Below are 20,286 nucleotides of genomic sequence, written 5' to 3' on the forward strand. Positions count from 1 at the left end.
CGATGAACAGTCCTGTATCGCGTCGCGGTTTTCTCAAGGGCAGCGCCATGTTGGGCGGCGGCCTGGTGGTGGCGTTTGTCGTCCCTGGCGGGCACAAGTTTGCCTATGCGGCAGAGAATGAAGGCAAGGTGTTTGCGCCCAATGCGTTCTTGCGCATTGCTGCGGACAACAGCGTCACCGTGCTGCTCGGACATTCGGAAATGGGCCAGGGCATCTGGACCGGCCTGACCATGTTGATTGCTGAAGAGCTGGACGCCGATTGGTCGAAGATCCGCGTTGAACATTCGCCCGCGTCGGCGGCGGATTACGGCATGCCGGGGTTTGGCGGCATGCAGATTACCGGCGGTTCAACGTCGACGTGGATGGAGTTTGATCGTTATCGGCTGGCCGGCGCGACGGCGCGGCAGATGTTGGTGGAAGCGGCGGCGAAGCGCTTCGAAGTCGCGCCGTCGGCGATTCGCACTGAGTCCGGCGTGGTCATCGCTGGCGATAAACGCGCAACCTACGGCGAACTGGCCGACACTGCCGGGCAACTGCCGGTGCCGGATCCGAAGTCGATCACCTTCAAGGAAGCCAAGGACTGGAAAGTCATTGGCAAACCGACCAAGCGTCTCGACACGCCGGAGAAAATCACCGGTCGCGCCAAGTTCGGCATGGACGTGCAGTTTGAGGGCCTGATGACGGCGATGGTCGCCCGCCCACCGGTGTTTGGCGCCAGCGTGAAATCCTTCGAAGGCGCCGAAGCCTTGGCCGTGCCGGGCGTGCACAAAGTGGTGCAAGTGCCGAGTGGCGTCGCGGTGATAGCCGAGCATTACTGGGCAGCAAAACTGGGCCGTGATGCGCTGAAAGTCGATTGGGATCTGGGCCCGAATGCGGACATGAGCAGCGCGAAACTGCTGGAGAGTTTCCGCAAACTGGCCGCGACACAAGGTACATCAGCGAGTCAGGCCGGCGATGCCAAGGGCAATTTTGGGCAAGCGGCGAAGAAAATCGACGTCGAGTACAGCGTGCCGTATCTGGCCCATGCGCCGATGGAACCGCTCAATTGCACGGTGAAGATCAGCGCCGAAAAATGCGAGATCTGGACCGGCACGCAGTTTCAGACCCTCGATCAAATGGTCGCCGGCAAGATCACCGGGCTGAAACCGGAGCAGGTGGAAATTCACACTGAGTTTCTGGGCGGCGGGTTTGGGCGCCGCGCCAACCCGACCTCGGACTTCGTTGCCGAAGCGGTGCAAGTGGCGAAAGCCGCCGCGATGCCGGTGAAAACCGTGTGGTCCCGCGAGGATGACATTCGTGGTGGCTATTACCGTTCGATGTTTTTGCATCAGGCGAAGATCGGTCTCGGGGCCGACGGCCTGCCGTCGAGCTGGCAACACGTGCTGGTCGGGCAATCGATCATGACCGGCACGTTGATGGAGGCGATGATGGTCAAGAACGGCATCGACCCGACCTCGGTCGAAGGCGTTGCCGACAGTCCTTATGTCAAAGGTCTGGCCCATCATCAGGTCGATCTGCATTCACCGCAGACCGGGATCAATGTGCTGTGGTTGCGCTCGGTGGGCCACAGCCACACCGGGTTTGTCATGGAATCGCTGATCGATGAAATGGCTACGGCGGCGGGCAAGGATCCGGTCGAATACCGACGAACCTTGCTCAAGGATCATCCTCGGCATTTGGGCGTGCTTAATCTGGCGGTGGAGAAAGCCGACTGGAAAGCGCCGCTGCCGGACGGCCATGCCCTCGGTGTGGCAGTGCACGAATCGTTCGGCAGCTATGTGGCGCAGGTCGCCGAGGTGTCGCAGGACAATCTGGCGATTCGCGTGCATCGGGTGGTGTGCGCCGTTGACTGCGGGATTGCGGTGAACCCGCAGAGCATCGCCGCGCAGATGGAGTCGTGCATCACCTTCGGCCTCGGCATGGCGCTGCACAGCAAGCTGACGCTCAAAGACGGCGCGGTGGTGCAGTCCAACTATCACGATTATCAGGTGTTGCGGCTCAACGAGATGCCGGTGGTGGAAGTGCACATCGTGCCCAGCACTGACAAACCCGGCGGCATCGGCGAGGCCGGTGTGCCGCCGACTGCGCCGGCGGTGGCCAACGCGGTGTTCGCCCTGACCGGGCAACGCTTGCGCGAGTTGCCGCTGCAACTGTCGGGGGTGTGAGATGAAACGACATCTAGTATTGGGTACGGTCATTTTGCTGGGCTTGGGCGGTTATGCCTCGGACTTGTTTGCCGATGATCAAGAAGCCCTGAAAGCCTTCGGCACGGTGCAGAAAGTGTTCCAGAGCCCGCGCTGCCAGAATTGCCACATTCCCGGTGATTCGCCGCTGCAGTTCGACGCTGGCATTCCCCATGCGATGAACGTGGTGCGCGGCATGGACGGCAAGGGCGCGGCCGGTTTGCCCTGCGCAACCTGTCACGCGGAGAACAATCCGCCGGCCAGTTACGGCCCTCACGCGCCGCCGGGTGCGCCACACTGGAGCCTGCCGCCGGCGGCGCACAAGATGGCCTGGATCGGCCTGCCGCCAGACAAACTCTGCGCGATGATCAAGGATCGCTCAAGCAACGGCGACCGTGATTTCGCGGCGCTGATCAAACACGTCAGCGAGGACAAACTGGTGCTCTGGGGCTGGAATCCCGGGGCAGGGCGCGCACCCGTGCCGGTGCCGCACGATATTTTTGTCGCGCAATTCAAACTCTGGGCCGATGCGGGCGGGCCGTGTCCGGTGGCGGGGATCTGATGGGTGAAGCCTCGCTGATTTGCGCTACGCTCAAGTGCATTGATGACAACGGAGTGTGCGAATGCTGGTTCCAGGAAAACCCGCCAATGAAGCTGCGCGAATTCAGGTGTTGCACGGCCTCGACCTTCTCGACTCGGCGCCCGAAGAGCGTTTCGACCGACTGACGCGGCTGGCCAAGCGCCTGTTCAATGTGCCGATTGCCCTGGTGACGCTGGTCGACACCAATCGCCAGTGGTTCAAGTCCTGCGTGGGCCTTGAAGCCACGGAAACGTCGAGGGATGTGTCGTTCTGCGGCCACGCGATCCTGCAGAACGAACTCCTGCTGGTGCCCGATGCCCGCGAAGATGTGCGCTTTCATGACAATCCGCTGGTCACCGGCCACCCGAACATTCGCTTCTACGCCGGCTACCCCCTGACCGTGCCCAACGGCAACAAGATGGGCACGCTGTGCCTGATCGACACCAAGCCCCGTGAGCTCGACGACGAAGAACGCGCGCTGTTGCGTGATCTCGCGGAGATGGCCGAGCAAGAGCTGACCGCCGTGCAGATGGCGAGCATGGACGAGTTGACGTTGCTGTCCAACCGACGCGGCTTTAAGCAACTGGCCCAGCATGCCCTGGACGCCTGCGCCCGCCTGGAACGACCGGCGACGTTGCTGTTTTTCGATCTGAATGACTTCAAGCAGATCAACGACCTTTACGGGCATGCCGAGGGCGACAGTGCGCTGAAGACTTTCGCCGATGTGCTGCGCATCGCCTTTCGCGAGAGTGACGTGGTCGGGCGTTTGGGCGGGGATGAGTTCGTCGCGTTGCTGACCGGATCGAGCCACATTGAAACCACCAGGATCATGGCGCGGCTCAAGGAGATTCTCGAAGAACGCAACGCGACGCTGCACCGGGGGTATGCGATCCGCTTCAGTGTCGGCCAGATTGAATATGATTCGAAACGCCATGAAACCGTGGATCGCCTGCTGGCGGATGCGGATGGCGCGATGTATGCGCACAAACAGGCGCTGAAGGGCTGTTAGCGCAAGCCTCATCGCTGGCTGCCAGCGATGAGGGCTGCGCAGCCATCTGCTGATCGACAACCTCTGATGTGCTCGCGCGCTACGTCACTGCGTGAACGGGCTCAGGTTGCGGTAAAACGCCAGCCATGTCTCGTGGCAGGTCTCGGCGTCTGTCAGTTCGGGCGCAGCCAAGGCTCGCTGCAAGGCGGCTGCTTCGTAATGTTTGAACAGGTGATGGGCGGCGGTCGCGGCGATAGCGTTGACCTTGCTGGAGGCAAACGTGTCGGGAACCAGCTGCCTGGTTTGCGGTGCCAGCGCTGCACCTGCGATGTCCAGGCGTGTGATCACCGCGTGGCAGGTTGCCTTGGGCTTGATCGGGGTTCCCAGTCGATAAGCTTCGGCGTCGAAGGGTAATTGCTGCGCCGGCGTGCCAGGAGATGAAGGCGTCAACAGGTTGATGTCGACGTCACGGCGATAGTGAACACTCGCATGGCGGACGGACACTTCGTACACCCTCGATGTCAGGCCTCGCAGCAAGGCAATGATGGCGAAGGGGCCCGGGTCGGAAACGGCCTGAGTGCCCGCTGCAGCGGCCCCGGATGCCTGCGGGTGCAAGGCAAACAATTCCAGCGTGTAGTCTTCGACATCTTCCCACTGTGCGACCGGCAGTCGGCAGAAGGCTTCTTTGATCAGCGCAATGCGCGCGGCTTTCATCAGGCTCAGACGAGCCGTCAGCACGGCGTGAAATTGCCCCGCCACGGCGGTAAGCCTGGAGAACTTCGGCGCCACCGCCGGAAGATTGAAGCCCGCCACGGTCGAGCGCCAGCCCGTCATGTCGGCAGACAGTTTGCCGGCCAGGTGAAGTTCTGCCAGTGAGTAGTAGGTTGCGGAGTTTGCAGTAGCTGGCGTGGGTGTGCCGGATGCGTCCGTACCGAGCCTCGGGGCCAGCAGGATCTTGGCTTCCAGGTGTGGATTGTCGCCGAGTATTTTTTGCAGATCCGTCACGGCGATCGTGTAAGGCGTGGCAAATGTGCGTTGGAACGCTGGCTGGTACAAGCCCTTCATCAACTGGATGTGTGCCTGGAAAATGCTGTCGGCTTTTTTCAGTGTGGCGGCCGTGTATTGGGTGATTTGTCGTTGCGGCTCGCGCTGGATCAGCCCACGGGCGATGGCCCAGTCAAGCCCGACAGCGGCGCTGGCGGGTTTACGCAGAAATGCCTGAACCGTTGACGTGAAGGGGGTCTGGGTCAGGTTCATCAATTGTTTGAAGGTCATGAGGCGTGTCGCCCCCGGCATGAAATCCTCGATGTACAACACCAGTTGTTTCAGCCTGACCCACTGGTACGGGCCCATGTAGGTGAACGACGACGGAATGTCGCGAATCAGGAACTCCGGCGCGATGCCCGAGAGCAGCAGATGAGTGGCCAGTGTCTTGTTGTTCACACTCGCCAGATCGAACTGATGGTCGATGAAGCGACGCACTTCGTCGTAGCTTTCGCCCCAGAAAAAACGATCGTTGAGGGCTTGGCCGACCACCCACTCGTTACGCTCCCCGGCCCGTGAATCGAGACTGAGAAGCAGGGCGGCCAGCAGCAGGCGCTCGCGATTGTTCGCCAACAGCCCCGGGGACGTCTGGAGCGGGGTCAATTTGCTCAGCAGTTGATTGCCCAATGCATGAGCTCGTGGCGTGATCAGAATCCGGCTGATCAGATAGTCGGCCCTGGCCTTGAGAGTGGCGACGGGCAGGTCGGTGTCGATGTCTTCGCACAGATAGTCAATCAGCGGAGCAGAGTCCGGTGGCAGAAACGCTTCGACGGTGTCGATGATGATTTTGCGTTGGGGCGCGGTGAGGCGTTGCGCCTCGCCATCGGGGCGTCCCAGCAAATACCAGTGATCCATCTGACTGGGGCGTATCAGCAGGAACACTTTTTCCCATTGCGCGATGACACGCGCGTCACGGGCATCTGCCGGCGTGGGCATTTCGTAGAAGTTCAGCATTTGTAACAGGCTGACCTGGCCATTGGTGCGCAACGCTCCACCAGCCTGCGTTGCCAGCGGTTTGAGGGTTTCGCGCAGCGCCCTCAGCGCACTGTATTTCTCCACGGCTGCCGTCAGCGCTACCCAACCGGTTTTGCCGGGCGCGCCGACGTGGCCGGTTTCGCTCAATAGCAAACGGCTGTCGGCCGGCAGTTTCTCTTGCTTCAGAATCGTCTGAAAGGCTGGGTGGGATCTGAATTTCAGCAGTTCCGGGGTACCGTTTTTAACCGCCTCGCCTAAAGACGAGGCTTGGTTCGGTTCGTTGTACTCATCCAGCTGCAGCGTTTCGCCTGGCTCTTTGTTCCAGCTCAGAGCCTCGAGGCGGCTGATCGCGTAGCGACAGTCTTCGATATCGCCAAATGCCAAGCGGTAGCGCTGGATGATGTCCGCGGTCTGCACGTATTCATTGACATAGGGCAGCGCTGACCAGGCATGTTCGCGCAAGCGCTGTACCAGGGCTTGGGCATCCATAAGGCTGGCGGGCATGGCGAGTTGATAGCGGGACATGAGCTGGCCCAGCTTCAGCACCTCGTCGCCCGTGGCCAAAGTGGAGCTGGAAGTGAGTAACACGGCCTTGTTGACGAGGGTTGTCGAGTCGAACGCGTTGTGGCGCTGCTCGCTGGCCTGCAGCGTCTGCTCGATTTTGAGGGCGATGGTTTTAAAGTCTTCGAGTTGCGCGTTACGCTCGCTGACCAGTTTGGAGGTGGTATGGCCGTTTTCGTCGATTGTGGCGAAACCGCTGAGGTTCAACTCATCGATGATCACCTGCGCCTGCATCGCATTCTGCGGCTCGGGGTAGCCATAAAACGCCAGAATCACCGAGCGTGGAAACAGGTATCGCGGATTGGCGGACTTGCCGCCAATGTACGGCAGGCCCAGTTCTGCCGGATCGATGCGCTGTGAGATCGACAGCAGCATGGGTGCCATCTGCCACCATCCGGAATCGTCTTCCAGGGTGAACGTTCTGTCGACCGGTGCGCCGTCGGTGAGGATGCGGGCATGGAGTTTTTCGCCCTTGAGGCTGAAGGTGTCGAAGTCGATGTTGAAGGCGCTCGCCCAAGCCAGGAACTCTGTGCGCTCGAGGGCGTTCCAGTACAGCTCGGTCCATTCGCGCAGTCGGCACCTGCCGGGCACTTCGAGTGCCGGCCGGGGTTTTGTGGGGCTAGCGACAGGGGCGGCGGTCAACTCCTTGACGAGTATCTGGACCAAGGCCCGTTCGCGTGGATCGATTATTGGGGCGGAAGGAGTGTTTTTCATCGGCGTTGTCCGTGGTGATCGAAAATCGGTGAGTGCCGATTGTCGAGCGACGCACTTGAACGCAGGCGGTACATATGTAGTGCCAGAATGTTTTTTTCGGCAATAAAAAACCCGCCTGAAACGGCGGGTTTTTTTATTGGCTAAGCGAAGATCACTCTTCGATGTTGCCCATGGCGGTTGTGTTGAAGCCGCCGTCGACGTACATGATTTCACCGCTGATGCCCGACGCCAGGTCGGAGCACAGGAAGGCGCCGGCGTTGCCGACTTCGTCGATGGTGACGTTGCGGCGCAGCGGGGTTTGCGCTTCGTTGGCGGCCAGCATCTTGCGGAAGTTCTTGATGCCGGAAGCTGCCAGGGTACGGATCGGGCCAGCCGATACGCAGTTGACGCGGGTGCCGTCCGGGCCCAGGGAGCCGGCCAGGTAACGAACGCCAGCTTCCAGCGAAGCCTTGGCCATGCCCATCACGTTGTAGTTAGGCATGGTGCGCTCGGCGCCCAGGTACGACAGGGTCAGCAGGCTGCCGTTGCGGCCTTTCATCATTTCGCGGCCGGCTTTGGCCAGGGCCACGAAGCTGTAGGCGCTGATGTCGTGAGCGATGCGGAAACCGTCACGGGTGGTGGCTTCGGTGAAGTCGCCGTCCAGTTGGTCGCCCGGGGCGAAACCTACGGAGTGGACGATGCAGTCCAGGCCGTCCCACTTCTTGCTCAGCGCTTCGAAGACCTTGGCGATTTCTTCATCGCTGGCCACGTCGCACGGGAAGCACAGCTCAGGGCTCGAACCCCAGCCTTGGGCGAATTCTTCAACACGACCTTTCAGTTTGTCGTTCTGATAAGTGAAGGCAAGCTCAGCGCCCTCGCGATGCATGGCGGCAGCGATGCCGGATGCGATGGACAGCTTGCTGGCGACACCGACGATCAGTACGCGCTTACCGGCGAGAAAACCCATGTGTTGCTCCTCTTTCAGGTTATTGCGCAGTGGCTGGTGCCAAAAAAGCGGCTTCCAGCAACTGCTGTGTATACGGATGTTGGGGGGCGGCAAAAATACTTTGCGCGTCTCCCTGTTCGACCACTTGGCCATGCTTGACCACCATTAACTGGTGGCTCAGCGCTTTGACGACAGCCAAATCATGGCTGATAAACAAATACGTCAGGTTGTACTTGGCTTGCAGTGAACGCAACAGCTCCACCACTTGCCGCTGCACTGTCCGGTCGAGCGCCGAAGTCGGCTCGTCCAGCAGGATCAGCGCCGGTTTCAGCACCAAGGCCCGGGCAATGGCGATTCGTTGCCGTTGCCCACCGGAAAATTCGTGGGGGTAGCGGTGCCGGGTTTCCGGATCCAGACCTACCTCCTTCAATGCCGCAATAATCGCCGCCTCTTGTTCCTCGGCGGTGCCCATCTTGTGAATCCGCAGGCCTTCGCCAACGATGTCACTGACACACATGCGCGGGCTCAGGCTGCCAAACGGGTCCTGAAACACCACCTGCATCTCCCTCCGCAACGGGCGAACCTCGTTCTGCGTCAGGCAGTCTAGCTGCTTGCCTTCAAAGCGGATCGCGCCTTTGCTACCGATCAGCCGCAAAATCGCCAGACCCAGCGTGGATTTGCCGGAACCGCTTTCCCCCACAATCCCCAAAGTCTGACCCTGAGGCAGGCTGAAATTGATGCCGTCCACTGCCTTGACGTGATCCACCGTGCGCTTGAGCAGGCCTTTCTTGATCGGGAACCAGACTTTCAGGTCCTCGACTTCAAGCAGCGGCGCGCCGATTTTATTGCTCGCCGGGCCTCCGCTGGGCTCCGCGCCGAGCAATTCCCGAGTGTACGGATGCTGCGGCGAACGGAACAGCTCTTCGCACGATGCCTGTTCGACGATGCAACCGCGCTGCATGACACATACGCGATGCGCAATTCTTCGCACCAGGTTCAAATCGTGACTGATCAGTAACAGCGACATACCCAATCGGGCCTGTAGTTCCTTGAGTAAATCGAGGATTTTCAGCTGAACGGTCACGTCCAGCGCCGTGGTCGGCTCGTCGGCAATCAGCAGTTCCGGCTCGTTGGCCAGGGCCATGGCGATCATCACCCGCTGACGCTGGCCGCCGGACAATTCGTGGGGCAGGGCCTTGAGACGTTTGTGCGGCTCGGGGATGCCGACCATCTCCAGCAGCTCCAGCGTGCGTTTGGTCGCGACTTTGCCGGTCAGGCCCTTGTGGATGCCGAGGACTTCGTTGATCTGCTTCTCGATCGAATGCAGTGGGTTCAGCGAAGTCATCGGTTCCTGAAAGATCATCGCAATGCGGTTGCCGCGAATGTGGCGGATAGTCTTTTCACTGAGGCCCAGCAGATTTTGCCCGGCGTAGTTGATGGTGCCGGCCGGATGGCGGGCCATCGGGTAGGGCAGCAAACGCAGGATCGAGTGCGCGGTCACCGATTTGCCCGAGCCGGATTCGCCGACCAGCGCGAGGGTTTCGCCACGCTTGATGTCGAAACTCACGCCTTCAACGACCCGGTGCACGCGCTCGCCGAAACCGAATTCGACGGCGAGGTCGCGCACTTCGATCAGATTGTCCTGATTCATTTCACTTCCTCGGGTCGAAGGCATCGCGAGCGGACTCGCCGATAAACACCAGCAAACTCAACATCAACGCCAGCACGGCAAAGGCGCTCATGCCCAGCCACGGCGCTTGCAGGTTGGATTTGCCCTGGGCGACCAGTTCACCCAGCGACGGACTGCCGGCGGGCAAGCCGAAACCGAGGAAGTCCAACGCAGTGAGGGTGCCGATGGCGCCGGTGAGAATGAACGGCATAAACGTCATGGTCGAGACCATCGCGTTGGGCAGGATGTGGCGGAACATGATCGCGCCGTTCTGCATGCCCAGCGCCCGCGCCGCGCGCACGTATTCGAGGTTGCGGCCACGGAGGAACTCGGCGCGCACCACGTCGACCAGGCTCATCCACGAGAACAGCAGCATGATCCCCAACAGCCACCAGAAGTTCGGCTGAACGAAACTGGCAAGAATGATCAGTAGATACAGCACCGGCAGTCCCGACCAGATTTCCAGAAAACGCTGCCCGGCCAGATCGACCCAGCCGCCATAGAAGCCCTGCAGCGCGCCGGCAATCACGCCGATGATCGAACTCAACACGGTCAGCGTCAGTGCAAACAGCACCGAAATACGGAAACCGTAAATCACCCGCGCCAGCACATCACGACCCTGATCGTCAGTACCGAGCAGATTGTCCGCCGAAGGTGGCGCCGGGGCCGGGACTTTCAGGTCGTAGTTGATGCTTTGGTAGTTGTAGGGAATCGGCGCCCACAACACCCAGGCATCCTTGGCCTTGAGCAGTTCGCGGATGTACGGGCTCTTGTAGTTGGCTTCCAGCGGGAACTCGCCGCCGAAAGCGGTTTCCGGGTAGCGCTTGATCGCCGGGAAGTACCAGCTGTTGTCGTAATGCACCACCAGCGGCTTGTCGTTGGCGATCAACTCGGCGCCGAGGCTCAGGCCGAACAGGATCAGAAACAGCCAAAGCGACCACCAGCCACGCTTGTTGGCTTTGAACAGTTCGAAGCGGCGGCGGTTGAGAGGGGACAGGTTCATCTCAATGCTCCCGGCTTTCGAAGTCGATGCGCGGATCGACCAGGGTGTAGGTGAGGTCGCCGATCAGTTTCACCACCAGCCCGAGCAGGGTGAAGATGAACAAGGTGCCGAACACCACCGGGTAATCGCGATTGATCGCCGCTTCGAAACTCATCAGGCCGAGGCCGTCGAGGGAGAAGATCACTTCCACCAGCAAGGAGCCGGTGAAGAAGATGCCGATGAACGCCGACGGGAAACCGGCAATCACCAGCAGCATGGCGTTGCGGAACACGTGGCCGTAGAGCACGCGATGACGGGTCAGGCCTTTGGCCTTGGCGGTGACCACGTACTGTTTGTTGATCTCGTCGAGGAAGCTGTTTTTGGTCAGCAGGGTCATGGTCGCGAAGTTGCCGATCACCAGCGCGGTCACTGGCAATGCCAAGTGCCAGAAGTAATCGAGGATCTTGCCGCCGAAGCTCAGCTCATCGAAGTTGTTCGAGGTCAGTCCGCGCAACGGGAACCAGTCGAGATAACTGCCGCCGGCAAACACCACGATCAGCAGGATCGCAAACAGGAACGCCGGGATCGCATAACCGACGATGATCGCCGAACTGGTCCAGACGTCGAAGTGGCTGCCGTGTCGCGTGGCCTTGGCGATCCCCAGCGGGATCGACACCAGGTACATGATCAGCGTGCTCCACAGGCCCAGCGAGATCGACACCGGCATCTTTTCCTTGATCAGGTCGATGACCTTGGCATCGCGGAAAAAGCTGTCGCCGAAATCCAGGGTCGCGTAGTTCTTGACCATGATCCACAGGCGTTCCGGGGCCGACTCGTCGAACCCGTACATGTGCTCGATTTCCTTGATCAGCGCCGGGTCCAGCCCTTGCGCGCCGCGATAGGACGAACCGGCCACCGACACCTCAGCACCGCCGCCGGCAATCCGGCTGGTGGCGCCTTCGAAGCCTTCGAGCTTGGCGATCATCTGTTCCACCGGCCCACCGGGCGCGGCCTGGATGATCACGAAGTTGATCAGCAGAATGCCGAACAGGGTCGGGATGATCAGCAGCAGTCGCCGAAAAATATACGCCAGCATCTGATTACTCCGTGCCCGCAGGGTCGGCTTGCAGTTTGGTTTCGACTTCTACCGCCGGTTTCGCGTCAGGCTTGACCCACCAGGTATTGATGCCGATGTCGTACTTGGGTGAGACCTTCGGGTGGCCGATGTGATTCCAGTAAGCCACGCGCCAGGTCTTGATGTGCCAGTTGGGCACCACGTAGAAGCCCCACTGCAGTACGCGATCCAGCGCACGGGCGTGGGCCACCAGACTGATGCGCGAATCGGCGTTGATCAGGTTCTCGACCAGTTGATCGACGATCGGATCCTTCAGGCCCATGGTGTTGCGGCTGCTGGCCTTGTCGGCAGCGGCGCTCATCCAGTATTCGCGTTGTTCGTTGCCCGGCGAGTTGGACTGCGGGAAGCTGCCGACCATCATGTCGAAATCCCGCGAACGCACGCGGTTGATGTACTGCGAGACGTCGACGCGGCGGATCACCAGATCAATGCCGAGGTCGCTGAGGTTGCGCTTGAACGGCAGCAGAACCCGTTCAAATTCGGTCTGCGCCAGCAGGAACTCGATGACCACCGGTTTGCCGGTGGCGTCGACCATTTTGTCGTCGACGATCTTCCAGCCGGCCTCTTGCAGCAGTTGATAGGCCTCGCGCTGCTGGGTGCGGATCATGCCGCTGGCATCGGTCTTCGGATTGTCGAACGCTTCGCTGAACACCTGCGCCGGCAGCTTGCTGCGGAACGGCTCGAGGATCGCCCGCTGATCGGCATCGGGCAGGCCGGTGGCGGCCATTTCCGAGTTTTCGAAATAACTGCGAGTGCGGAAATAGGCGCCGTTGAACAGTTGCTTGTTGGTCCATTCGAAATCGAACAGCAGACCCAGCGCCTGACGCACGCGCACGTCCTGGAACAGCGGGCGGCGCAGGTTGAAGACGAAGCCCTGCATGCCGGTCGGGTTGCTGTTGGCGATCTGTTCCTTGATCAACCGGCCCTCGGTGACGGCGGGGATGTTATAGGCGTTGGCCCAGTTTTTCGCGGTCATCTCCAGCCAGTAATCGAACTGACCGGCCTTCAGTGCTTCGAGGGCGACCGTGTTGTCGCGGTAGTAATCGGTGGTCATCGTGTCGAAGTTGTAAAAGCCACGGTTGACCGGCAAGTCCTTGCCCCAGTAATCCTTGACCCGCTCGTAGCGCACCGAGCGACCGGCCTTCACTTCGGCGACCTTGTACGGGCCGCTGCCGAGGGGGATTTCCAGGTTGCCCTTGTTGAAATCGCGATCGGCCCACCAGTGTTTCGGCAGCACTGGCAACTGGCCGAGGATCAGCGGCAACTCGCGGTTGTTGCTGTGTTTGAACTTGAACAGTACTTTCAGCGGGTCTTCGGCGATCACTTCGGACACGTCGCTGTAGTAGCCGCGAAACATCGGTGAGCCTTCCTTGGTCAGCGTGTTGAAGCTGAACACCACGTCGTCGGCGCGTACTGGGTGGCCGTCGTGGAATCGCGCTTCGGGACGCAGGTAGAAACGCACCCAGCTGTTGTCCGGGGCCTTTTCGATTTTGCCGGCGATCAGCCCGTATTCAGTGAACGGCTCGTCGAGGCTGTGTTTGGTCAGGGTGTCGTAGATCTGCCCGATGTCATCGGCCGGCACGCCTTTGCTGATAAACGGGTTGAGGCTGTCGAAGCCACCGAAACCGGCCTGACGGAAGATCCCGCCCTTGGGTGCGTCGGGGTTCACGTAATCGAATTGCTTGAAATCGGCCGGGTATTTCGGCGGCTCGTTGTACAGGGTCACGGCGTGTTGCGGGGCGGCGCAGGCCAGCCCGGCGAACAGCAAACCGCCGGCCTGGACGAGCAGGGTGCGGATAGGGTTCATCGATCTTTCTCCGAAGACTTCAGCCACCACGCGCTCAGGCCCAAGGTGTAGGGCGGTGTGGTGACGAAGGCCAACCGATTGCGGTAGGCCAGGCGGTGATAATTCAGATACCAGTTGGGAATGCTGTAGTGCTGCCAGAGCAGCACGCGGTCGAGCGCCTTGCCGGCGGCGACCTGTTCGTCGCGAGTGCGCGCGGCGAGCAATTGTTCGAGCAGGTGATCGACCACCGGGTTGGCGATGCCCGCGTAATTCTTGCTGCCCTTGACGTTCACTTGGCTGGAGTGGAAGTACTGCCACTGCTCAAGGCCCGGGCTGAGGGTCTGGTTAAGCGTCATCAGGATCATGTCGAAATCGAACTGATCGAGGCGTTGTTTGTACTGCGCGCGATCGACCGTGCGCAGACGCGCGTCGATGCCGATGCTGTTGAGGTTCTCGATGTACGGCTGCAGGATCCGCTCAAGATTCGGGTTAACCAGCAACAGTTCGAAACTCAACGGTTGGCCATTGGCGTTTTGCAGACGCTGACCGTTGAGCTTCCAGCCAGCCTCGGCGAGCAGGGCCAAGGCCTTGCGCATGGTTTCTCGCGGGATGCCGCGACCATCGGTTTGCGGCAGAGTGAACGGTTCAGTAAACAGCTTGGCCGGCAGTTGCTCTTTATACGGCTTGAGCATCAGCCATTCATGGCCGACCGGCAGACCACTCGCGCGGAATTCGCTGTTCGGGTAGTAACTGGTGGTGCGCTTGTAGGCGTCGCTGAACAGCGCACGGTTGGTCCACTCGAAGTCGAACATCAGGCCCAGTGCTTCGCGGGTTTTCACGTCAGAAAACGTGGCGCGGCGGGTGTTCATGAACAGGCCCTGACTCTGGGTCGGGATCTGGTGGGGGATCTGCGCCTTGATCACGTCGCCACGGCGTATGGCCGGGAAGTTGTAGCCGTTGGCCCAGTTCTTCGCCTGATGCTCGATGTAAATGTCGAACTCGCCAGCCTTGAACGCTTCGAAGGCGACATCGCTGTCGCGGTAGAACTCGACTTCCATGCGATCGAAGTTGTACTTGCCGCGATTGACCGGCAAATCCTTGCCCCAGTAATCCTTGACCCGTTCGAAGATCAGCTGCCGGCCCGGCGTCACCGAGGTGATGCGATACGGCCCGCTGCCCAGTGGCGGCTCGAAAGTAGTGGCTTTGAAGTCGCGGTCCTTCCAGTAATGCTGCGGCAATACCGGCAGTTCACCGAGGCGCAGGATCAACAGCGGATTGCCCGAGCGCTTGAGTACGAAGCGAATCCGCTGTTTGTTGAGGATGTCGACCCGCAGCACTTCCTGCAGCGCGGTGCGATACAGCGGATGGCCGTCCTTGAGCAGCGTTCGATAGGAGAACGCCACGTCGTAGGCAGTGATCGGCGTGCCATCGTGGAAACGCGCCTCGGGACGCAGATTGAAGACGACCCAGCTGCGATCTTCGCTGTATTCCACCGACTGCGCGATCAGGCCATAGCTGGACGCTGGCTCGTCACCGGACGGCGAGTACTGGCCGGTGCCGACCATCAGCGGCTCGTTCAGCTCGTTGATGCCGTACTGGAGAAAATTCGCTGTGGTGACCGGGCTGGTGCCCTTGAAGGTGTACGGGTTGACCGTATCGAAGGTGCCGAACGCCATCACCCGCAACGTACCGCCCTTGGGCGCTTGCGGGTTGACCCAGTCGAAGTGGGTAAATCTGGCCGGGGACTTGAGCGTGCCGAACTGCGCATAACCGTGACTTTCGGTAATCGTCGCGCTTGCCGTTGAGCTCAAGGCCAGGCTGATCAGGAGCAGGAGGAGGGGACGCTTCAAGTCAGATCCGATCCAGGCGGCTTGGGCTTTGTGGGCCGTACAGTAACAGCTTGTCTGGACAGGAAAAAGATGCGGGTTAATGCTGTGTTAATGCAAAAAAAAGATCGCAGCCTGCGGCAGCTCCTACAGTGATCGATGTAGGAGCTGCCGCAGGCTGCGATCTTTTGATTTTACAATCAGTGCGGCTGATAAACCGTGAGCATCTGCCCCGGCTTCAATGCCTTGCCCGCACCTGGATTCCAGCGCTTGAGATGCTGCATCTCGACGTTGAATCGCTTGGCCACGACGTACAGCGTGTCGCCGCGTTTGACCTTGTATTGGGTCTGCTGCTCGCTGTCGCTCTTGCCTTTGGTCTTGCTATTGGCCGCCACCACGGTGTTGACCCGACCGGACTTGCGCGCCGGGGCCCGCTTGGTGTTGTCCTGCATCACCAGGGTCTGGCCGATCTTGAGGTTCTTGCCGGTCAGCTTGTTCCAGCGCTGCAGATCCTTCACTTCGACCTTGTTGGCCTTGGCGATGGAGCCGAGGTTGTCGCCGCGCTTCACGCGATAAGCACGCTTGAGCTTGGCCACTTCCGACGGATCAGCGCCTTCAAACACCGGTTTCAGCGAGCGCGGGCTGATCAGCTCGTCAGGGCGCATGGTCTGCAAACTGGCGGTGAGCAATTGCGCCTTCGACGTCGGCACCAGCAAATGCTGAGGGCCGTCGATGGTGGTGCGTTGCTTGAACGCCGGGTTGAGCTGGAACAGTTCGTCTTCGTCGATGTTGGCCACCGCGGCAACCTTGGACAGGTCCATGCGCTGGTTGATTTCGACGACCTGGAAGTACGGTTCGTTGGCGATCGGGTTGAGGTTGACCCCGTAGGCTTCCGGCGCCAGTACCACTTGCGACAGTGCCAGAAGTTTCGGCACGTACGCCTGGGTTTCCGCCGGCAGCGGCAGGTTCCAGTAGTCGGTGGGCAGGCCAAGCTTTTCGTTGCGTTCGATGGCGCGGCTGACCGTGCCTTCACCGGCGTTGTACGCCGCCAGGGCCAGCAGCCAGTCACCGTTGAACATGTCGTGCAGACGGGTCAGGTAATCCATCGCTGCGGTGGTCGAAGCGGTGATATCGCGGCGGCCATCGTAAAAGCGGGTCTGACGCAGGTTGAAGTAACGCCCGGTGGAAGGAATGAATTGCCACAGACCCACAGCATCGGCCCGGGAATAGGCCATCGGGTTGTAGGCGCTTTCAATCACTGGCAGCAGGGCCAGTTCCAGCGGCATGTTGCGTTCTTCGAGGCGTTCGACGATGTAGTGGATATAGAGACTGCCGCGTTCGCCGGCATTCTCGAGGAAAGAAGGATTGCTGGCGAACCACAGGCGCTGTTGCTCGATGCGCGGGTTCACGCCGAGGCCTTCCTGCAACTGGAAGCCCTGGCGCATGCGTTCCCAGATATCCTGGGGAACCTGTGGGCTGGGCTTCTCGGTCAGCCAGATCGGCTTCTGCTTGGCTCGCGCAGCAATGTTCGGCGTATGGGTCGCTTCAGTCTGCGGAGCATGGCTTGAACAGCCCGCCAGCGTGGCGGACACAGCCACCGCGATGGCTTGCGCCAGGCGGGTCAATGCGTCTGAATTGACGGACTTACGTATGGATGACGACATTGGCTGGAAGTAAGTTCCGGGCAAAAATGTCGGGCGATTCTAGAAAGCACACCCCCCGAGGTCAACCATTCAGAATTTTTGTACCAAGCAGAGGGGGGCTTAGAACTTATCTTTCCAAGCCCGCAGAGCCGCAAAAACCTCACTCGGCGCCCGGTTTTGAGCGCCTGCCCGTTCGTCCACTTTTTGTGTAACTAATGTTTCACCGGTTCGCAAAAACGGATTTGTGAGCTTTTCCAGGGCAATGGTCGACGGCAGGGTCATGACGCCGTTTTGCCGTTGCTGGGTGACTTTTTCCAGACGGGCGGCAATGTTCGGGTTGCCCGGTTCGACGGCAGCGGCAAACTTCAGATTGCTCAGGGTGTATTCGTGGGTGCAATAAACCAGCGTATCTTCCGGCAAAGCGGCCAGACGACTGAGCGAGTGATGCATCTGCTCCGGCGTGCCTTCGAACAGTCGGCCACAACCGGCGGCGAACAGGGTGTCGCCGCAGAACAGCAGACCATGGTGGTAATAGGCAATGTGCCCGAGGGTGTGACCGGGCACCGCATAGACAGCGAAGTCCCAGCCGAGCACGCTGACACTGTCGTTGTCCTTGAGCGCCACATCACGCGCCGGGATGCTTTCGCTGGCCGGGCCATAGACTTTTGCGCCGCTCGCCGCCTTCAGGCGTTCGACGCCACCGACGTGATCATGGTGATGGTGGGTGATCAGGATATCGCTCAACACCCAGCCCGGATTGGCTTCCAGCCATGCCAGAACCGGCGCGGCATCGCCCGGATCGACCATCGCGCAGCGTTGGGTACGGTGGTCTTGTAACAACCAGATGTAGTTGTCGGTGAACGCGGGCAGGGCACTGATCTGTATCATCGTCGGAATTCGCCAAGCGGAAAACATTGGCGCATCTTAGTAGTTCCTGGCGCGTTGGAGAATGACATGACCGATAAAGCGTTCGCTCAGGCTGATCCGGACTGGCTGGCGTTGATCAGCGCCGCCCGTGAATGGCTGTCGGGGCCGCTCGGGCAATTTCTGCTGGATGAAGAGCGGCGCATGCTCGACGACGAGCTGGGCCGCTTCTTTGGTGGTTATCTGGTGCATTACGGGCCGTCGGCGCAAACCCCACCGTCAGCGCCGCAGGTGCAGCGCAACGTGCGTCTGGGCGCGCCGCTGCCGGGGGTCGAGATCGTCTGCGAAGAGCAAGCCTGGCCGCTGAGCGAGCATGCGGCGGACGTGGTGGTGATGCAGCATGGTCTGGATTTCTGCCTGTCACCCCACGGTTTGCTGCGTGAAGCGGCAAGCAGCGTGCGCCCCGGCGGGCATCTGTTGATCATCGGCATCAATCCGTGGAGCACCTGGGGATTGCGTCATGTGTTCGCCCACGACGCGTTGCGCCAGGCGCGTTGCATCTCGCCGTCGCGGGTCGCCGACTGGCTCAATCTGCTGGGCTTTGCGCTGGAGAAACGCCGCTTCGGGTGCTATCGTCCGCCGCTCGCGTCGCCCAAGTGGCAGGCCCGTCTGGCCGGCTGGGAACGCAAGGCCGGTGACTGGCAACTGTCGGGCGGCGGCTTCTATTTATTGGTCGCGCGCAAGATCGTGGTCGGCCTCAGGCCATTGCGCCAGGAGCGCCGCGAGCCGATGGGCAAGCTGATTCCGCTGCCGATGGCCAAGGTCAATCGCCGCCGCATCGAACCGTAAACCTTCTTTTTATATGTGGCCGGACTTGCTCCGGCCTCGGCCATTGTCGATCCGTGATCGGTGGGGCAAACATCAATTCTGGATAGAGTGGCATGAGCGAAAGCGTTGAAAGCGTCGACACCGTAGAACTGTTCACTGACGGCGCCTGCAAAGGCAACCCCGGCCCGGGCGGCTGGGGCGCCTTGCTGGTGTGCAAGGGCGTTGAAAAGGAACTGTGGGGCGGCGAAGCCAATACCACCAACAACCGCATGGAACTGCTCGGCGCCATCCGTGGCCTCGAAGCCTTGAAACGTCCGTGCGACGTGCTGCTGGTGACCGACTCGCAATACGTGATGAAGGGCATCAACGAGTGGATGGCCAACTGGAAGAAGCGCGGCTGGAAAACGGCGGCAAAAGAACCGGTGAAAAATGCAGACCTGTGGAAAGAGCTGGACGAGCAGGTCAATCGCCACAAAGTCACCTGGAAATGGGTGCGCGGGCACATCGGCCATCACGGTAACGAGCGGGCTGACCAGTTGGCTAACCGTGGGGTGGATGAAGTGCGCGGTTACAAACAGAGCTGATTTCCCCGATAACCGTGGTGCCTTCAATCGCCAGCAGGGCTGGCTCCCACAGGGGATTTGTGGAAGCCACGGATCCAGTGTCGGAGCTAGCCCTGCTAGCGATTGAGGCGACACGGTCTGACTGAAACACCCCGCCGAGCGTGTTAACATCCGCGTTTTTTGCAAGATCGACCCGTTGAGAGCTGAGCACTGATGGCCACCAGATCCGTTGTACTCGATACCGAAACCACCGGCATGCCGGTGACCGATGGTCACCGGATCATTGAAATCGGCTGTGTCGAACTGATCGGTCGGCGCCTGACGGGCCGGCATTTTCACGTTTACCTGCAACCGGATCGTGAGAGTGATGAGGGCGCGATTGGCGTTCACGGCATCACCAATGAATTCCTCGTCGGCAAGCCGCGTTTCAACGAAGTCGCCGATGAGTTCTTCGAGTTCATCAAGGGCGCACAGCTGATCATCCATAACGCGGCGTTCGACGTTGGCTTCATCAACAACGAATTCGCGCTCATGGGCCAGCAGGATCGTGCTGACATCACTCAGCATTGCTCGATCCTCGACACCTTGATGATGGCCCGGGAACGTCACCCGGGTCAGCGCAACAGCCTCGATGCCTTGTGCAAACGTTACGGCGTCGACAACTCTGGCCGTGAACTGCACGGCGCCTTGCTCGACTCGGAGATTCTTGCCGACGTCTACCTGACCATGACCGGTGGCCAGACCAGCCTGTCGCTGGCCGGCAACGCTTCTGACGGCAATGGCACCGGCGATGGCGCGGACAACTCGGCCACCGAGATTCGCCGGCTGCCGGCGGATCGCCAGCCTGCGCGGATCATTCGTGCGACTGAAGATGAGTTGGCGGCGCATCTGGTGCGGTTGGAGATTATCGCCAAATCGGCGGGCGGCCCGGCGATGTGGACGCAGATTGCTGAGGCTGACGCGCAGGCCTGAAGAGCAAAAGATCGCAGCCTGCGGCAGCTCCTACATGAGAATGCGTTC

General features: G+C 60.5%; 15 protein-coding genes. 6 read left to right on the top strand and 9 right to left on the bottom strand.

What is annotated here, in order from left to right; all coding sequences use genetic code 11:
- The first annotated feature begins 2 nt into the window (after positions 1-2).
- The 3 genes from AC3Y64_RS11535 (at position 3) to AC3Y64_RS11545 (ending at position 3,772) form a co-directional block, all read left to right on the top strand.
- Positions 3-2,165, top strand: coding sequence for a xanthine dehydrogenase family protein molybdopterin-binding subunit (locus AC3Y64_RS11535; RefSeq protein ID WP_489987538.1), 2,163 nt, complete (start codon positions 3-5; stop codon positions 2,163-2,165).
- Between the two features lies 1 nt (position 2,166).
- Positions 2,167-2,745, top strand: coding sequence for a hypothetical protein (locus AC3Y64_RS11540; RefSeq protein ID WP_122599556.1), 579 nt, complete (start codon positions 2,167-2,169; stop codon positions 2,743-2,745).
- A gap of 61 nt (positions 2,746-2,806) precedes the next feature.
- A complete protein-coding gene (locus AC3Y64_RS11545) occupies positions 2,807-3,772 on the top strand; it encodes a GGDEF domain-containing protein (protein ID WP_489987539.1) in 966 nt (321 codons plus the stop codon).
- A gap of 84 nt (positions 3,773-3,856) precedes the next feature.
- Here AC3Y64_RS11545 and AC3Y64_RS11550 read toward each other — a convergent pair whose 3' ends face one another.
- From AC3Y64_RS11550 to gloB, 9 genes are all read right to left on the bottom strand, one after another.
- A complete protein-coding gene (locus AC3Y64_RS11550; protein ID WP_489987540.1) occupies positions 3,857-6,922 on the bottom strand; it encodes a hypothetical protein in 3,066 nt (1,021 codons plus the stop codon).
- Positions 6,923-7,196: 274 nt separating this feature from the next.
- Complete coding sequence (gene fabI / locus AC3Y64_RS11555) at positions 7,197-7,991, bottom strand: enoyl-ACP reductase FabI (protein ID WP_007910591.1); 795 nt, start codon at positions 7,989-7,991, stop codon at positions 7,197-7,199.
- Positions 7,992-8,010: 19 nt separating this feature from the next.
- A complete protein-coding gene (locus AC3Y64_RS11560) occupies positions 8,011-9,621 on the bottom strand; it encodes an ABC transporter ATP-binding protein (protein WP_489987541.1) in 1,611 nt (536 codons plus the stop codon).
- A gap of 1 nt (position 9,622) precedes the next feature.
- Positions 9,623-10,642 carry an ABC transporter permease gene (locus AC3Y64_RS11565; RefSeq protein WP_160040741.1) on the bottom strand — a complete coding sequence of 340 codons (1,020 nt, stop codon included), beginning with the start codon at positions 10,640-10,642 and terminating at the stop codon, positions 9,623-9,625.
- A 1-nt stretch (position 10,643) separates the two neighbouring features.
- Entirely contained in the window at positions 10,644-11,717 is a 1,074-nt protein-coding gene (locus tag AC3Y64_RS11570) for a microcin C ABC transporter permease YejB (protein ID WP_489987542.1), read from the bottom strand.
- Between the two features lie 4 nt (positions 11,718-11,721).
- Positions 11,722-13,563: an extracellular solute-binding protein gene (locus tag AC3Y64_RS11575; RefSeq protein WP_489987543.1), complete on the bottom strand. Its 1,842-nt coding sequence runs from the start codon at positions 13,561-13,563 to the stop codon at positions 11,722-11,724.
- Complete coding sequence (locus AC3Y64_RS11580) at positions 13,560-15,392, bottom strand: extracellular solute-binding protein (protein ID WP_489987544.1); 1,833 nt, start codon at positions 15,390-15,392, stop codon at positions 13,560-13,562. Before AC3Y64_RS11580 ends, AC3Y64_RS11575 begins: the two co-directional genes overlap by 4 nt.
- 176 nt (positions 15,393-15,568) lie before the next feature.
- Positions 15,569-17,032 carry a transglycosylase SLT domain-containing protein gene (locus AC3Y64_RS11585; RefSeq protein ID WP_489987545.1) on the bottom strand — a complete coding sequence of 488 codons (1,464 nt, stop codon included), beginning with the start codon at positions 17,030-17,032 and terminating at the stop codon, positions 15,569-15,571.
- Positions 17,033-17,131: 99 nt separating this feature from the next.
- The gene (gene gloB / locus AC3Y64_RS11590; protein ID WP_489987546.1) at positions 17,132-17,899 is read right to left on the bottom strand and encodes a hydroxyacylglutathione hydrolase; all 768 of its coding nucleotides are present in this window, start codon (positions 17,897-17,899) and stop codon (positions 17,132-17,134) included.
- Positions 17,900-17,965: 66 nt separating this feature from the next.
- Between gloB and AC3Y64_RS11595 the strand changes: the two genes are divergently transcribed.
- The 3 genes from AC3Y64_RS11595 (at position 17,966) to dnaQ (ending at position 20,238) form a co-directional block, all read left to right on the top strand.
- Complete coding sequence (locus tag AC3Y64_RS11595) at positions 17,966-18,724, top strand: class I SAM-dependent methyltransferase (protein WP_489987547.1); 759 nt, start codon at positions 17,966-17,968, stop codon at positions 18,722-18,724.
- 92 nt (positions 18,725-18,816) lie between these two features.
- Entirely contained in the window at positions 18,817-19,287 is a 471-nt protein-coding gene (rnhA, locus tag AC3Y64_RS11600) for a ribonuclease HI (protein WP_123441684.1), read from the top strand.
- 192 nt (positions 19,288-19,479) lie between these two features.
- Positions 19,480-20,238 carry a DNA polymerase III subunit epsilon gene (dnaQ, locus tag AC3Y64_RS11605; RefSeq protein ID WP_489987548.1) on the top strand — a complete coding sequence of 253 codons (759 nt, stop codon included), beginning with the start codon at positions 19,480-19,482 and terminating at the stop codon, positions 20,236-20,238.
- The last annotated feature ends 48 nt before the right edge of the window (positions 20,239-20,286 follow it).

Source organism: Pseudomonas sp. 4CAES_32.4 (genome assembly GCF_058136335.1).

Coding starts and splice junctions, on each gene's coding strand:
- AC3Y64_RS11560 (WP_489987541.1), bottom strand. CDS start 9,621: ATGAATCAGGACAATCTGATCGAAGTGCGCGACCTCGCCGTCGAATTC.
- rnhA (WP_123441684.1), top strand. CDS start 18,817: ATGAGCGAAAGCGTTGAAAGCGTCGACACCGTAGAACTGTTCACTGAC.
- AC3Y64_RS11540 (WP_122599556.1), top strand. CDS start 2,167: ATGAAACGACATCTAGTATTGGGTACGGTCATTTTGCTGGGCTTGGGC.
- fabI (WP_007910591.1), bottom strand. CDS start 7,991: ATGGGTTTTCTCGCCGGTAAGCGCGTACTGATCGTCGGTGTCGCCAGC.
- AC3Y64_RS11535 (WP_489987538.1), top strand. CDS start 3: ATGAACAGTCCTGTATCGCGTCGCGGTTTTCTCAAGGGCAGCGCCATG.
- AC3Y64_RS11545 (WP_489987539.1), top strand. CDS start 2,807: ATGCTGGTTCCAGGAAAACCCGCCAATGAAGCTGCGCGAATTCAGGTG.
- AC3Y64_RS11565 (WP_160040741.1), bottom strand. CDS start 10,642: ATGAACCTGTCCCCTCTCAACCGCCGCCGCTTCGAACTGTTCAAAGCC.
- AC3Y64_RS11595 (WP_489987547.1), top strand. CDS start 17,966: ATGACCGATAAAGCGTTCGCTCAGGCTGATCCGGACTGGCTGGCGTTG.
- AC3Y64_RS11585 (WP_489987545.1), bottom strand. CDS start 17,032: ATGTCGTCATCCATACGTAAGTCCGTCAATTCAGACGCATTGACCCGC.
- dnaQ (WP_489987548.1), top strand. CDS start 19,480: ATGGCCACCAGATCCGTTGTACTCGATACCGAAACCACCGGCATGCCG.
- AC3Y64_RS11570 (WP_489987542.1), bottom strand. CDS start 11,717: ATGCTGGCGTATATTTTTCGGCGACTGCTGCTGATCATCCCGACCCTG.
- AC3Y64_RS11575 (WP_489987543.1), bottom strand. CDS start 13,563: ATGAACCCTATCCGCACCCTGCTCGTCCAGGCCGGCGGTTTGCTGTTC.
- gloB (WP_489987546.1), bottom strand. CDS start 17,899: ATGATACAGATCAGTGCCCTGCCCGCGTTCACCGACAACTACATCTGG.